Origin of the sequence: Pseudomonas sp. LFS074, from assembly GCF_047978165.1 — a bacterium.
Classification (GTDB): Bacteria; Pseudomonadota; Gammaproteobacteria; order Pseudomonadales; family Pseudomonadaceae; genus Aquipseudomonas; species Aquipseudomonas putida_P.
In genome coordinates this window covers 2,550,184-2,564,536 of sequence record NZ_JBFPFV010000001.1, presented here as the reverse complement: position 1 = coordinate 2,564,536, position 14,353 = coordinate 2,550,184, and the positions used below count along the sequence as shown (strand labels likewise).

Below are 14,353 nucleotides of genomic sequence, written 5' to 3'. Positions count from 1 at the left end.
TTACAGGATTACCGCATGTCGATCTATGCCCAGGGCCTGATGCCCGCTGCCGTCAACCATGTCGCCCTCACCCCGCTGAGCTTCATCGAACGCACCGCCGCCGTATACGGCAATTACCCGGCCGTCATCCACGGCGCCATCCGCCGCAACTGGCAGGAAACCTACCAACGCTGCCTGCGCCTGGCCAGTGCCCTGGCTGGCCGTGGCATCGGCCGTGGCGACACTGTGGCAGTGATGCTACCCAACACCCCGGCCATGCTTGAGGCGCACTTCGGCGTACCCATGATCGGTGCCGTGCTCAATACCTTGAACGTGCGCCTGGATGCCGAGGCCATCGCCTTCATGCTGCAGCACGGCGAGGCCAAGGTGCTGATCACCGACCGCGAGTTCCATGCCGTCATCGAAGCAGCCCTGGCGCTGCTCGAACACCCGCCGCTGGTGATTGATGTGGATGACCCGGAGTATGGCGAGGGCCGCGCTGTCAGCGAGCTGGACTATGAAGCCCTGCTTGCCGAAGGGGACCCGGACTTTGCCTGGGAATGGCCCGATGACGAGTGGCAGGCCATTTCGCTGAACTACACCTCCGGCACCACCGGCAACCCCAAGGGCGTGGTCTACCACCACCGCGGCGCTTACCTGAACGCACTGGGCAACCAGATGACCTGGGCCATGGGGCACCGCCCGGTTTACCTGTGGACCCTGCCAATGTTCCACTGCAACGGCTGGTGCTACCCCTGGACCATCACCGCGCTGGCCGGCACCCATGTGTTCCTGCGTCGGGTCGACCCGCAGAAAATCCTCACCCTGATCCGCGAGCACCGGGTCAGCCACCTGTGCGGGGCGCCAATCGTGCTCAACGCCCTGGTCAACATGCCCGAAGCCGCCAAGGCAGCCATCGAGCACCCGGTGCAGGCCATGGTCGCCGGTGCCGCGCCGCCGGCCAAGGTGATTGGCGCCGTGGAGGAAATGGGCATCAAGGTCACCCACACCTACGGCCTGACCGAGGTCTACGGCCCGGTGACCGTGTGTGCCTGGCATGACGAATGGGATGCGCTGTCGCTGGACGAGCGTGCGCGGATCAAGTCGCGCCAGGGCGTACGCTACCCAACCCTCGACGGCCTGATGGTCGCCGACCCGCAAACCCTCCAGCCGGTGCCGCGCGACGGCAACACCCTGGGCGAAATTTTCATGCGCGGCAATACCGTGATGAAGGGCTACCTGAAAAACCCTGAAGCCACCGCCGAAGCCTTCCGTGGCGGCTGGTTCCACACCGGCGACCTGGCCGTATGGCATGCCGACGGATATGTCGAAATCAAGGACCGGCTCAAGGACATCATCATTTCCGGTGGCGAGAACATTTCCACCATCGAGGTCGAAGACGCCCTCTACAAGCACCCGGCTGTACTGGAAGCCGCCGTGGTGGCACGCCCGGATGAAAAGTGGGGCGAAACGCCGTGCGCCTTCGTTGCCCTCAAGCCGGGCCGGGAAGACACCCGCGAGACCGATATCACCAGTTGGTGCCGCGAGCACCTGGCCGGGTTCAAGGTGCCGAAGACCGTGGTGTTTGGTGAGCTGCCCAAAACCTCCACCGGCAAGATCCAGAAGTACGTGCTGCGCGACCGGGCCAAGGCCCTCTGAAAGCGCAGCCGCTTCTTCGCGGGCTTGCCCGCGAAGAGCCGACCCTGACTTCCTCCTTCAAGAGCCAACGATGACTACCTATTCCGCCCCCCTGCGTGACATGCGCTTCGTCCTGCATGACGTATTCAACGCCCCGGCCCTGTGGGCCCGCCTGCCCGCCCTGGCCGAGCGCATCGACGCCGATACCGCCGACGCCATCCTCGAGGAAGCCGCCAAAGTCACCGCCCAGTTGATCGCCCCGCTCAGCCGCAACGGTGACGAGCAAGGCGTGCACTTCGACGCAGGCGTGGTTACCACCCCCGGCGGCTTCCGCGAGGCTTGGAACACCTACCGCGAAGGTGGCTGGGTCGGCCTGGGTGGCAACCCGGAATACGGCGGCATGGGCATGCCGAAGATGCTCGGCGTGCTGTTCGAGGAAATGCTCTACGCCGCCGACTGCAGCTTCAGCCTGTATTCGGCGTTGAGCGCCGGCAGCTGCCTGGCAATCGATGCCCACGCCAGCGAAACGCTCAAGGCCACTTACCTGCCGCCCCTGTACGAAGGCCGTTGGGCCGGCACCATGTGCCTGACCGAACCCCATGCCGGCACCGACCTGGGGCTGATCCGAACCCGCGCCGAACCCCAAGCCGATGGCAGTTACCGCATCAGCGGCAGCAAAATCTTCATCACCGGTGGCGAGCAGGACCTGACCGAGAACATCGTCCACCTGGTGCTGGCCAAGCTGCCCGACGCACCCGCCGGCGCCAAGGGCATCTCGCTGTTTCTGGTGCCCAAGTACCGGGTCGAGGCCAATGGCCAGCTAGGCGCGCGTAACGCCGCCCACTGCGGCTCGATCGAGCACAAGATGGGCATCAAGGCCTCGGCGACCTGTGTAATGAATTTCGATGGTGCCTTCGGTTACCTGGTGGGCGAACCCAACAAAGGTTTGGCGGCGATGTTCACCATGATGAACTACGAGCGCCTGTCCATCGGCATACAAGGCATCGGCTGCGCCGAGGCGTCCTACCAGAGCGCCGCCCGCTACGCCAACGAGCGCCTGCAGAGCCGCGCCGCTAGCGGCCCACAGGCGCAGGACAAGGCTGCCGACCCGATCATCCACCACGGCGATGTACGGCGCATGCTGCTGACCATGCGCACCCTCACCGAAGGTGGCCGGGCGTTCGCCGCCTACGTTGGCCAACAGTTGGACCTGGCGCGCTATGCCGAAGACGCCGGCGAGCGCGAACATGCCCAGCGCCTGGTGGCGCTGCTGACACCAGTGGCCAAGGCATTCTTCACCGACAACGGCCTGGAAAGCTGCGTGCTGGGCCAGCAAGTGTACGGCGGCCACGGCTACATCCGCGAATGGGGCCAGGAGCAGCGAGTGCGCGACGTGCGCATTGCGCAAATCTATGAAGGCACCAACGGTATTCAGGCTCTTGATCTGCTCGGGCGCAAAGTGCTGGCCGACGGCGGTCAGGCGTTGGCCAGCTTTGCCGCCGAAGTACGAGCGTTCAGTGTGGATGCGCCATTGCACCGCGAGGCACTGCAGGCAAGCTTGGCGCGGTTGGAGGCTACCAGCGCCTGGCTACGGGCGCGGGCCGGCGCGGATGCCAACCTGGTCAGCGCAGTGGCAGTCGAGTATCTGCAACTGTTCGGGCTTACCGCATATGCCTATATGTGGGCGCGAATGGCGGCGGTGGCGTTGGCCAAGCGTGATGAGGACGAAACGTTTCATGGGGCCAAGCTTGCGTGTGCGGCGTTCTTCTACCAGCGGGTATTGCCGCGCGGGTTAGGGCTGGAGGCCAGCATCAGAGCGGGCAGCGACAGCCTTTATGGGTTGGAGGCAGCACAGTTCTGAAAGGCCCTGGGGGCGCTTGGCGTCCCTAGCGCGACATAGGGCCGCCCCCACAATAGACGCGCAGTCCCTTGTGGGGGCGGCCTTTGTCGCGATGGGCTGCGCAGCAGCCCCGTGGATTTCAGCCTGCATTCTTGTACGCGAAGGGTTCTCAGACGCTGAAAAACCGTTGCAAAACCGACGAAAAACCGGCACAACTGATAGTCATTCGCCATTACGCCGGTTCTCGGGGGCCCTTCTGCAAGGGTAGAATGCGCAAAACCCGGAGCCGCAATGAACCACGACCGCCTCAATCCCAGCCCAGACGATGCCATCACCGACGCCGCCGCGCACTGGTGCATGCGCCTGCACGCCGAAGATTGCACGGCGGCCGAGCGCGAGGCATTCGCCCGCTGGCAGGCGGCCGACCCACGGCATGCCGAGGAATACCAGGCGATGCTGGAAATCTGGCAAACCGCCGACTTGCTGCCGCGCAACGCCACCGTCATCGACTTCAACCCGCCCGCCAAGCAAGCCGCACGCCCGCGCAACTGGCGGCCGCTGGCGTCTGCGGCGGCGATTGCCCTGGCAGTGCTGCCACTGGCAGGCTGGATGGGGTGGGAGCAGGGTTGGCTGCCCAACCATTACCAACACTTCGAAGCCAGTGACCGCATGCAGACGGTGGAGCTGAGCGACGGCAGCACGGTGCAGCTCAACCTCAACACCGAGCTCACCTACCTCAACTACAAAGACCAGCGCCAGGTCACGCTCAAGCGCGGCGAGGCGTTCTTCAAGGTGCAGCACGACAGCAGCCACCCGTTCATCGTGCGTGCCGGCCGTGGCCAAACCCGGGTCACCGGCACCCAGTTCAACGTGTGGAGGTACCAGGACCAGGTCAAGGTTACCCTGGTGGAAGGCTCGGTGCTGGTGTCCAGCGATGGCAGCGCCGGCGGCTATCGCCTCGGCCCTGGCATGCAGGCCAGCTACCACAAGGGCGACTTCGAGCCACAACTGGAGCAGAGCGACGACTACGGCAACAGCCTGGCCTGGCGCAGCGGCAAGTTGGTGCTCGACAACTTGAGCCTGGAACAAGCGCTGCCGGTGATCAACCGCTACCTCGACGCACCGCTGCAGCTGGCCGACGCCAGTACCGGTCGCATTCGCATCAGCGGTATCTACAACACCCGTGAAGTGGGGCGCCTGGTCAACAACCTGCCCAAGGTGCTGCCGGTCTACCTGACCCGCAGCAAGGACGGCAGCACCGTGCTAAACCGCATCTCGCCGCCCCCCGACAAGGGCTGACGCCCTCCCCGCCTTACAAGGTCATTGCCGCCAACCAGCCGAACGCCAGCAACGGCAGGTTGTAGTGGATGAAGGTCGGCACCACCGTGTCCCAGATATGGTGGTGCTGGCCATCCACGTTCAGGCCCGAGGTCGGCCCCAGGGTCGAGTCCGAGGCCGGTGAACCCGCATCCCCCAGCGCACCGGCAGTACCGACGATGCACACCGTGGCTAGCGGGTCGAAGCCCAGTTGCACGCACAGCGGCACGAAGATCGCGGCCAGGATCGGCACAGTGGAGAACGACGAGCCGATCCCCATGGTCACCAGCAAGCCCACCAACAGCATCAGCAAGGCGCCGATGCCCTTGCTGTGGTCGATCCATTGGGCCGAGGTTTCCACCAGGCTCTTCACCTCACCGGTAGCCTTCATCACGTCGGCAAAACCGGACGCGGCAATCATGATGAAACCAATCATGGCCATCATCTTCATGCCTTCGGTGAACAGGTCGTCGGTATCCTTCCACTTGACGATGCCTGACAGCGAGAAGATCAGGAAGCCAACCATGGCACCGATGATCATCGAGTCCAACAGCAACTGAACGATAAAGGCAGCAGCGATCGCCAACCCGGCCACCAGCAAGGTCAGCGGGTTGTACTGCACGCTCACCTGTTCCACCTGTTCGATACGCGCCAGGTCGTAGTCACGCTTTTTGCGATAGCTGATGAACACCGCCAGCAACAGGCCGACGAGCATACCGGCAGCTGGGATGGCCATGGCGTGGGTGACATTGACGCCACTCACGTCGACACCCGCGCGGGCGACGTTGGCCAGCAGGATTTCGTTGAGGAAGATGTTGCCGAAACCCACCGGCAGGAACATGTACGGCGTGATCAGACCAAAGGTGATCACACAGGCGATCAACCGGCGGTCGATGCGCAGGCGCGTCAGCACGTACAGCAGCGGCGGCACCAGCAACGGGATGAAGGCAATGTGGATGGGCAGGATGTTCTGCGACGACACGGCCACCACCAGCATCAGGCCGATCATCAGCCATTTGACCTTGCCGCCATGGGCATGGCCCTGGCGGTCGATCATGACCAGGGCGCGATCGGCCAGGGCATGGGCCAGACCAGACTTGGCGATGGCCACGGCAAAGGCGCCCAGCAGTGCATAGGACAACGCCACCGTGGCGCCACCGCCGAGGCCACCGTTGAAGGCCTTGAGCGTGCCTTCGACACCCAGGCCACCCACCAGCCCACCGACCAGGGCGCCGATGATCAGGGCGATGACCACGTGCACGCGGGACAGGCTGAGTATCAGCATGATGCCGACCGCGGCGATCACTGCATTCATGATTGGCTTACCTCATTACGGCGGAAAAAACCGCGAACTCTGAAGCAGTGGGCGGCAGATGTCAAAAGCGCCATGTTGCGTCACATTACCAATGCCTTGCAGCGGACCTGATAATTAAATTGAACGTTTGAATAAAGAAAAAACCCAGGCCGCCGACACAGTCGCAAGCCACACTCTTATTACAAGGGATCCGCCCCCATGCCTTTGCGACAACTTTCCATCCAGTGGAAGATCACCCTGCTCGCCGGTCTCTGCCTGGCCGGCATCGTCACCTTGCTCGTCGGCCTGTCGCTGTACCGCATGGACCACAGCTCGGACCTGGTCAAGGCCAGCAGCATGCAGATGCTGACCGAGGCGGCGCAGTCGCGTATCGAGTCGCAGGGTGAAGTGCAGGCGCTGAACATCCGCCGCCAGTTCATGGATGCCTACCAGTACGGCGCCGGCTTCGCCCGCCAGGTGCTGTTCCTGCGCGAGCAGGCTGAAAAGCGCTTTCTCGATGCCTTCGACCTGCGCGAGGACATGACCCGTCAGGTACGCGCCGCGCTACAGGCCAACCCCGACCTCCTCGGCCTGTCGCTGGTGTTCGAGCCCAACGCCCTGGACAGCAAGGACAGCCTGTTCGCCGGCAAGGCAGAGCTGGGCAGCAACGAAACCGGTCGCTTTGCCCTGTACTGGTCGCAGCCGCGTGCCGGCCAGCTGACCGCCATGGCGCTGCCTGAGCATGACATGGCCAACACCGAGATCGGCCCCAGCGGCCAGCCAGCCAACACCTGGTGGGTATGCCCGCGCACGACCGGCAAGGTGTGCGTGGTAGAACCCTACTTCTATGACATCGACGGCCAGCAGGTGCTGATGACCAGCATCGTCTTCCCGCTGGCGGTCAACGGCAAGATCATTGCCACCCTGTCCATCGACATCAACCTCAACAGCCTGCAGGCACTGAGCCAGGAGGCCAGCCGCAGCCTCTACGAAGGCCGCACCACGGTCGGCATACTCAGCCCGGTCGGCCTGCTGGCGGGCTACAGCGCCGATGCCAGCAAGCTGGCCCAGCGCTTCGACCAGGTAGACCCGGCCAAGGGCGCCGAACTGGTAGGCAAACTGGCCAATGGCAAGATGACTATCCTCCACGACCAGCAGCGTTTGAAGGTGCTGGCGGCCTTCCGGCCGATCCCCGACGCACAACCTTGGGGCGTGTTGCTGGATGTACCGGAAAATGCCCTGACCGGCCCGGCCGAAACACTGAAGCAGGAACTGGACGCGCTGAATACCAGCGGCACCTTGCTGGAATTGGGCCTGGGCCTGGCCGCTGCCATTGCCGGCCTGCTCATGGTGTGGCTGATGGCCCGTGGCGTTACCCGGCCGATCCTCGGCGTGGCTGCCATGCTCAAGGACATTGCCAGCGGCGAAGGCGACCTGACCCGCCGCCTGACCTACCAGAAGCAGGACGAACTGGGTGAATTGGCCGGCTGGTTCAACCGCTTCCTCGACAAGTTGCAGCCGACCATCGCCGAGGTCAAACGCTCGGTGCAGGCCGCCCGAGGCACTGCCGACCAGTCCTCGGCAATTGCCACTGAAACCAGCGCCGGCATGGAGCAGCAGTATCGCCAGGTTGACCAGGTAGCCACCGCCTCGCATGAAATGAGCGCCACCGCCCAGGATGTCGCCCGCAGCGCCGCGCAGGCGGCACAGGCCGCGCGTGACGCCGACCAGGCCACCCGGGAAGGCCTGGCCGTGATCGACCGCACCACCACCAGCATCGATACCCTGGCCGCCAACATGAGCGACGCCATGGCCGAAGTCGAAGGCCTCGCGCAGAACAGCGAAAAGATCGGTTCGGTGCTGGAGGTGATCCGCTCGATTGCCGAACAGACCAACCTGCTGGCGCTCAACGCCGCCATCGAGGCGGCCCGTGCCGGTGAAGCCGGCCGTGGCTTTGCCGTGGTTGCCGATGAAGTACGCAACCTGGCTCGACGCACTCAGGAGTCGGTGGAAGAAACCCGCCAGGTGATCGAAGCCTTGCAGAACGGCACCCAGGAAGTGGTCGGCGCCATGGACCACAGCCACCGCCAGGCACAGAGTGGCGTTGCGCAGGTCGGCCAGGCCGTCACTGCACTGCAGCGCATTGGCCAGGCGGTGACGGTGATCACCGACATGAACCTGCAGATCGCTTCGGCCGCCGAAGAGCAAAGCGCGGTAGCCGAGGAAATCAACAGCAACGTGGCGACCATTCGTGATGTGACGGAGTCGCTGTCAGGCCAGGCCAACGAGTCGGCGCGGGTCAGCCAGTCGCTGAACAGCCTGGCCAACCAGCAGCAGGCGCTGATGGACCAGTTTCGCGTATGAGCCGGGCGGGGCCGGCACCTGCCGGCCCCGACTCAGGCCGCGAACCTGCCGCCGCCGAGGATGCGGTCCAGCAGCACCAGCGCGCCATGCACATTGGGCCTGGCGCCCATCGGCAGCACCTCGGTACCCGCTAGCGTGGCATCGTCGTAGCCAGACGCCATGACCAACTGATGCATCTGGTTGCCATTGAGGTAGACGTGGTGCTGCTCCATGGCGTAGGACTGGATCAGGCTCAATGCACCGCACACCATCGGTGTGGCGCTGGAAGTGCCAGCATAGCGGCTTGTGTAGTCCCTTTCCTCACCACGCAGGTCCTGCAAATCGCCATAGGAAAGCGTGACTACGCTGTCGCCCCAGGCATTGAGCATACGGTAACGGTAATGGTAATTGGAGTAGGCGTGGGGCTTGCCGTCATACGAATGGCAGGCCCCCACCAGAATCGCACCTGAATCGCCATGGTCGGCAAAATAGGGCCAGTTGGCCAGGTCGACACCTTCGCCAGCACGGGTGCCTTTGTCCGCAAGCGTCCTGCTGCTGCCATTGGCTGCTGCATTGACCACCACGGCACCGCGCCGGCTCAACTGCTGCATGACAGTCCACCAGGCCTTGTCGTGCAAGGATGGCAACATGGTGCTCAGCACCTCGGCATGGGCGGTCTGCCGATTGATACCCACGATGTCGCCGGGTTCTACATTCCGTAGCAGGTCCTTGAGCGCCTGGAAGCTGCCTTGGGCATCCTCCGCGCGGTTGTTGTACAGGTACAGTTCGCTGTTACGGCTGATCCCGGTCGCGCCAATACCGTTGCCCGCAGCCAGAATGATTCCCACCGAAGCCGTTCCGTGGTCGGGATCATGGTTGGGTTCGAGCGAGACGATTTTCAAGGCAGGATTGCCGCGCAAGTCTTCATGATCAGGGTGCAACCCCCCATCACTGAAGTGAATCCGCGCGCCGTAACCCGTTACCTGCTGCGCCCAGGCCTCGCGCACATTCAGCCCTTGCCACCGGGGGCCAGGTGCGTCGAGGTAATGCTGGCGCGGCTCGAAATCGGGTGTAGCTTGAGCATTTTCATAGGCATGGTTGCCCGCCACCACGGCGCCGCCGGTCAGCAGCGTTGCCAGTAGCCCGGCCAGGCCGAGCAAAATTAGGCTTGGCTGGGGCGCTGCCGGCATGAACTGCAGTGACTGCACATACTCCCGCGCCGCCAAAGCCTTGAGCAAGGCGAGGTAGGTGTCACCGAGCATGCTGGCTGGCTGGTCGAGAATGTAATGGTCGCGCAATGGCCGGAGCCTGTCTTCGCCCTGTTCCTGTTCGTCCAGAACAGGTCGCAACGCGAGTACCGATTCAAGGTTCGGCCAGTAGCGGACCCATGCAGAACCTGAGCCCGGCTCCAGCTCTCGGAGAAATCGCTCGTGCCCTCCGGGGATGAATTCGATGACAACCGGCGGGAACGGTGTGCCGGGTGCCAAGGTGGGCATCCCTTGCGGCCCATCGTCGCCTCCCTGCACCTGCTCCACGGCTCGTTTACGACGCCCGCCAGCACCGGGTACCGGCACCTTGTCGAGGATGCTCCTGTTGACCTCGTCAGCCTTTATGTCGAGCACCAAGGGCCGCATGTCGATAACGCCAGCTGCGCCAACCGGCCGGCCCAGCGCCCGAGCATGCTCATCGAGCAGCACGACTTTGGGCTGGATCGAATACACGCCCGCCTCTTCTTCGGCCAGCAACGTGGCAGGGCATCCATGGTCGCTCGGCTTGCCGCTGCGTGCCTGGGAGTACACGGACTTTCCCGGGAATGAAACCGGGCCGTCGGGGCCAGCCCGTTCAAGTTCGTAGCGGATGCGATTGACCTTGTGCAGGTCTGCACCGTAACAGCGAACATGAAGTTTTCCATCGAAACGAAAGTTGCGGTAATACACGAAATGTAAATCCAGCGTCATCGGGGCTGCCTCTTCAGGTGTGCATGCCAAGCAGAAGAGCCCAGCTTTGCAACGCGCAGCACGCCTGGGCAGTGGGAGCACCTTCCCCCGACCGCGCCGGCGATGCGCCAGGGGCCTCGTCTACACTTGCCCGCATCCACTCAATGGCAATCGAAGGCCCCGATGAACAGACTTCCAATGCTGCTGGCCAGCCTGCTGCTCGCTGTCAGCCTGGCCGCCACCGACAGCGCCGCCTCGGCAGAACGCAGCGAGCCCATCCACTTTGGCGCCATCGGCTGGGAAAGCGGTGCCCTCACCACCGAAATCCTGCGGCTGATCGTGGAGCGCGGCTACGGCTACACCACCGACACCCTGCCCGGTAGCACCGTCAGCATGGAGGTGGCCTTGGCGCGCAATGACCTGCAAGTGATCGCCGAGGAGTGGGCCGGGCGCAGCCCTGCCTGGGTCAAGGCCGAACAGGCCGGCCAGGTGTTCGCGCTGGGCGATACGGTGAAAAATGCAGAGGAAGGTTGGTGGGTGCCGGCCTATGTGATCGAAGGCGATGCCGCACGCAAACTGAAACCCTTGGCACCCCAGTTGCGCAGTGTCGAGGACCTCAAGCGTTACCCGCAGGTTTTCCGCGACCCCGAGTCGCCCGACAAGGGCCGTTTCCTGAACAGCCCCAGCGGCTGGACGTCTGAAACGGTCAACAGCCAGAAGCTCAAGGCCTACGGTTTGAATGACCTCTATACCAACTTCCGCAGTGGCTCCGGCGCGGCGATGGACGCCGAGATCGGCTCGGCTATCCGTCGTGGCCAACCGGTGCTGTTCTACTACTGGAACCCGACCCCGCTGATGGGGCGCTACAAGCTTGTACGCCTGCAAGAGCCACCGTTCAATGCCCAGGCCTGGGCCACCCTCACCGATGCCGGCAACCCCAACCCGAAGGGCAGCCGGTCGCTGCCGGCGAAGTTGTCGATTGGCGTGTCCAAGGTCTTTCGTGATAGCTACCCGGACCTGGTCAGCGTGTTCGAACGGGTGGACCTGCCCATCGATCGCCTGAACCAGGCCTTGGCCGCAATGAGCGAAAAACGAACACCACCGCGCGACGCAGCCCTGACCTTCCTGCGCGATAACCCTGATGTGTGGAAAACCTGGCTGCCTGCGGACATCGCCGCCAAGGTCGAGGCCAGCCTGTGAGTGACGGCTTCCCGCAGACTCTGCAGTTTTCCTTTGCCGACAGCGTCAACCGCCTGGTCGACTGGCTGGTGATGAACTACGGCGACCACCTGCGCAGCGTCTCAGACCACTTGCTGCAACTGCTGGTCGGCCTGGAGAACCTGTTGCGCCTGCTGCCCTGGTGGCTGTTGTTGCTGCTGGTCGGCCTGCTGGCCTGGCACGCCACCCGCAGCGTTGTGCGCAGCACAATACTGGTCGCGCTGCTGGCATTTATCGGCATGCTCGGGCTGTGGGACAAGCTGCTGCAAACCCTGGCGCTGGTGCTGGTCAGTACCGGCCTGTGCGTGCTGGTGGGCGTGCCATTGGGCATCCTGCTGGCCGCCCGACCGCTGGCCAGGCGGTTGCTTCTGCCGGTACTGGATGTGATGCAGACGCTGCCGGCGTTCGTTTACCTGATCCCGGTGCTGATGCTGTTTGGCCTGGGCAAGGTGCCCGCCGTATTCGCCACGCTGATATACGCCCTGCCACCGCTGGTGCGGTTGACCGAACTGGGCTTGAGCCAAATCGACCCTTCGTTGTTGCAGGCGGCCCACGGCCTGGGCGCCAGCCGCTGGCAGCGGTTGCGGCGCATCGCCCTGCCCTTGGCGCTGCCAAGCATCATGGCCGGGCTCAACCAGTCGGTGATGATGGCCTTGTCGATGGTGGTAGTGGCGTCGATGATCGGCGCCCGTGGGCTGGGTGAGGATGTGCTGGCGGGGATCCAGACCTTGAATGTTGGTCAGGGCGTGCAGGCCGGGCTGGCAATTGTTGCCCTGGCCATGGTGATCGACAGGATCAGCCAGGCGTATGGGCGTAATAGGCGCTGAGCAGCCTTGTGCTGCGAAACGGCCGGGCCTGACAATGCAGCACTGACCGTTCAACCCTGGACCCGCCCGCATGTCTCTCAAAGCCCTGCGCACCCTGGTGACCATCGCCCGCCACGGCACCTTCGCCCGCGCCGCCGACCTGCTCAGCCTCACCCCTTCAGCGGTGAGCCTGCACATCAAAACCCTTGAAGACGAGTTGCAGGTTCCCCTGTTCGACCGCAGCCGCAGGCAGGTGGCCCTGACTGAAGCAGGCCAATTGGCGGTGGCTCGCGCCGAGAGCATTCTGGCTGCCTACGACGAACTGGCCGACGCCTTGGCCTGCGGCCCGAGCCTGCGCGGCCGCCTGCGCCTGGGGGCGATCCATACGGTGTTGGCGCGGCGCCTGCCCAGGGCGCTGGTGTGGATCAAGGCCAACCACCCGCAGTTGCACATCAGCGTGGCCTCGGGCATGTCGGCGGAGCTGGCGCGACGCGTGGAGGACGGTGAACTCGACGCGGCGATTACCACCGAACCCGTCAGCCCTTACCCGCAAAGCCTGGACTTCACTGCATTGTTCGAAGACCGCTTCTGGGTCATCGCCAGCCCTGAACTGGCCGGGTACAGCGTGCCGCAGTTGCTGGCCAGCCAGCCATTCCTGCGCTTCGACAAGCGCGCCTGGGCCGGGCGACAGATCGAGCAGGAGTTGCGTCGCCAGCATTTGCAGGTGAGCGAGCAGATGGAACTGGACAGCCAGGAAGCTTTGGCGCGCATGGCGGTGATGGGCCTGGGCGTGGCGATCGTACCCATGGCCGATGACGACCTGCAGCGCTTGCCGCCCGCCACTTGCCTGCCGTTTGGCGAGCCGCAGCTGACGCGACGTGTGGTGTTGCTGGAGCATGAGAAAAGCCAGCGACGGCATTTGAGTGCTGTGCTGAAGACAGCCTTGGAGTCGTAAGCTGCAACAATGCATTTTTTCTCAATAGTCAGTGCAGAAAACAACGTTTTTACAGACCGTTCCTCACCCGTAGTCTGTTCGCGTACCCGACCACGGAACGTCGATCATGCTCCACTTGCTGCTGACCACCCTGCTCCCGATCATCCTGCTGATTGCCTTGGGCACCTTCCTGCGCCTACGCGGCTTTCTTGGCGAAAGCTTCTGGCCCGGCGCCGAGCGCCTGAGCTACTACGTACTGCTGCCGTCGCTGTTTCTGCACGGCCTGGCCACTGCCAACCTTGATGGCGTACCGGTGCTGGACATGGTCGGCGCACTGATGCTTTCGACCCTGGCCGGTGCCGTATTACTGATGCTGTATCAAGGGGCGGTAAGCCACGATGGCGCCGATTTCACCTCGGTGTTCCAGGGTGGTATTCGTTTCAACAACTACATTGGTGCCACCCTGGCAGCTGGCATCTACGGCAGTGCAGGGATTGCCCTGGCGGCGGTAGCCAATGCCGCCATCGTCCCCCTGGTCAACCTGCTCTGCGTGCTGGTGTTCGCCCGCTTCAGCGCCCGCCACAGTTCACCGCTCACGGTGCTACGGGCAATCTTCGCCAACCCGCTGATCGTCGGCTGTGCGGGTGGGCTGCTGCTGAGGGCCACCGGTTTGGGCTTGCCGACCGGGATCGAGCCCACGGTCAAGGCCTTGGGCCAGGCCGCCCTGCCGCTGGGCTTGCTGTGCGTCGGCGCGGCACTGGGCGGCGCTCGCCTGGGCCAGCAGGTGCGCCCGCTGATGGCGGCGTCGGCGTTCAAGTTCCTGGTCATGCCACTGACCACCTGGGGCCTGTGCAGAGTGCTCGGCCTGAGTGGTCAGGCGGCGGTGGTGGCGGTGCTGTTCCAAGCGCTGCCCACCGCTTCGTCATCCTATGTGATGGCCCGGCAAATGGGCGGCAATGCGCCCTTGATGGCCACCATCATCGCCCTGCAGACCGTAGCGGCCGCCGCCACCCTGCCTTTGGTGTTAATGCTTACGCTTGGCTAGAC

General features: G+C 64.0%; 10 protein-coding genes and 1 pseudogene. 9 read left to right on the top strand and 2 right to left on the bottom strand.

Features of this window, described 5'->3' with window-relative positions; all coding sequences use genetic code 11:
* Positions 1 to 15 precede the first annotated feature (15 nt).
* The 3 genes from ACNQP3_RS11810 (at position 16) to ACNQP3_RS11800 (ending at position 4,756) form a co-directional block, all read left to right on the top strand.
* Positions 16 to 1,638: an acyl-CoA synthetase gene (locus ACNQP3_RS11810; RefSeq protein ID WP_012272015.1), complete on the top strand. Its 1,623-nt coding sequence runs from the start codon at positions 16 to 18 to the stop codon at positions 1,636 to 1,638.
* Positions 1,639 to 1,708: 70 nt separating this feature from the next.
* Positions 1,709 to 3,478, top strand: a complete 1,770-nt coding sequence (locus tag ACNQP3_RS11805; RefSeq protein WP_264317062.1) for an acyl-CoA dehydrogenase C-terminal domain-containing protein — start codon at positions 1,709 to 1,711, stop codon at positions 3,476 to 3,478.
* A 270-nt stretch (positions 3,479 to 3,748) separates the two neighbouring features.
* Positions 3,749 to 4,756: a FecR family protein gene (locus tag ACNQP3_RS11800; protein WP_264317061.1), complete on the top strand. Its 1,008-nt coding sequence runs from the start codon at positions 3,749 to 3,751 to the stop codon at positions 4,754 to 4,756.
* A 13-nt stretch (positions 4,757 to 4,769) separates the two neighbouring features.
* On the opposite strand, the gene ACNQP3_RS11795 is transcribed toward ACNQP3_RS11800, so the two are convergent.
* Positions 4,770 to 6,089 (bottom strand): Na+/H+ antiporter family protein, encoded by a 1,320-nt coding sequence (locus tag ACNQP3_RS11795; RefSeq protein ID WP_012272012.1) that lies wholly within the window; start codon positions 6,087 to 6,089, stop codon positions 4,770 to 4,772.
* Between the two features lie 198 nt (positions 6,090 to 6,287).
* Between ACNQP3_RS11795 and ACNQP3_RS11790 the strand changes: the two are divergent.
* A pseudogene (locus ACNQP3_RS11790) lies at positions 6,288 to 7,574 on the top strand (HAMP domain-containing protein); the annotation flags it as partial.
* Between the two features lie 102 nt (positions 7,575 to 7,676).
* Complete coding sequence (locus ACNQP3_RS11785; RefSeq protein ID WP_407075133.1) at positions 7,677 to 8,432, top strand: methyl-accepting chemotaxis protein; 756 nt, start codon at positions 7,677 to 7,679, stop codon at positions 8,430 to 8,432.
* A 32-nt stretch (positions 8,433 to 8,464) separates the two neighbouring features.
* Here the strand turns inward: ACNQP3_RS11785 and ACNQP3_RS11780 are convergent, their stop codons facing one another.
* Positions 8,465 to 10,369 (bottom strand): S8 family peptidase, encoded by a 1,905-nt coding sequence (locus ACNQP3_RS11780; RefSeq protein WP_264317060.1) that lies wholly within the window; start codon positions 10,367 to 10,369, stop codon positions 8,465 to 8,467.
* Positions 10,370 to 10,531: 162 nt separating this feature from the next.
* Between ACNQP3_RS11780 and ACNQP3_RS11775 the strand changes: the two genes are divergently transcribed.
* The 4 genes from ACNQP3_RS11775 (at position 10,532) to ACNQP3_RS11760 (ending at position 14,351) form a co-directional block, all read left to right on the top strand.
* Complete coding sequence (locus ACNQP3_RS11775; protein ID WP_012272009.1) at positions 10,532 to 11,548, top strand: ABC transporter substrate-binding protein; 1,017 nt, start codon at positions 10,532 to 10,534, stop codon at positions 11,546 to 11,548.
* A complete protein-coding gene (locus ACNQP3_RS11770; protein ID WP_012272008.1) occupies positions 11,545 to 12,393 on the top strand; it encodes an ABC transporter permease in 849 nt (282 codons plus the stop codon). Before ACNQP3_RS11775 ends, ACNQP3_RS11770 begins: the two co-directional genes overlap by 4 nt.
* A gap of 70 nt (positions 12,394 to 12,463) precedes the next feature.
* On the top strand, positions 12,464 to 13,327 hold the full coding sequence (locus ACNQP3_RS11765; RefSeq protein ID WP_012272007.1) for a LysR family transcriptional regulator: 864 nt from the start codon (positions 12,464 to 12,466) through the stop codon (positions 13,325 to 13,327).
* 106 nt (positions 13,328 to 13,433) lie between these two features.
* Positions 13,434 to 14,351: an AEC family transporter gene (locus ACNQP3_RS11760; RefSeq protein ID WP_264317059.1), complete on the top strand. Its 918-nt coding sequence runs from the start codon at positions 13,434 to 13,436 to the stop codon at positions 14,349 to 14,351.
* The last annotated feature ends 2 nt before the right edge of the window (positions 14,352 to 14,353 follow it).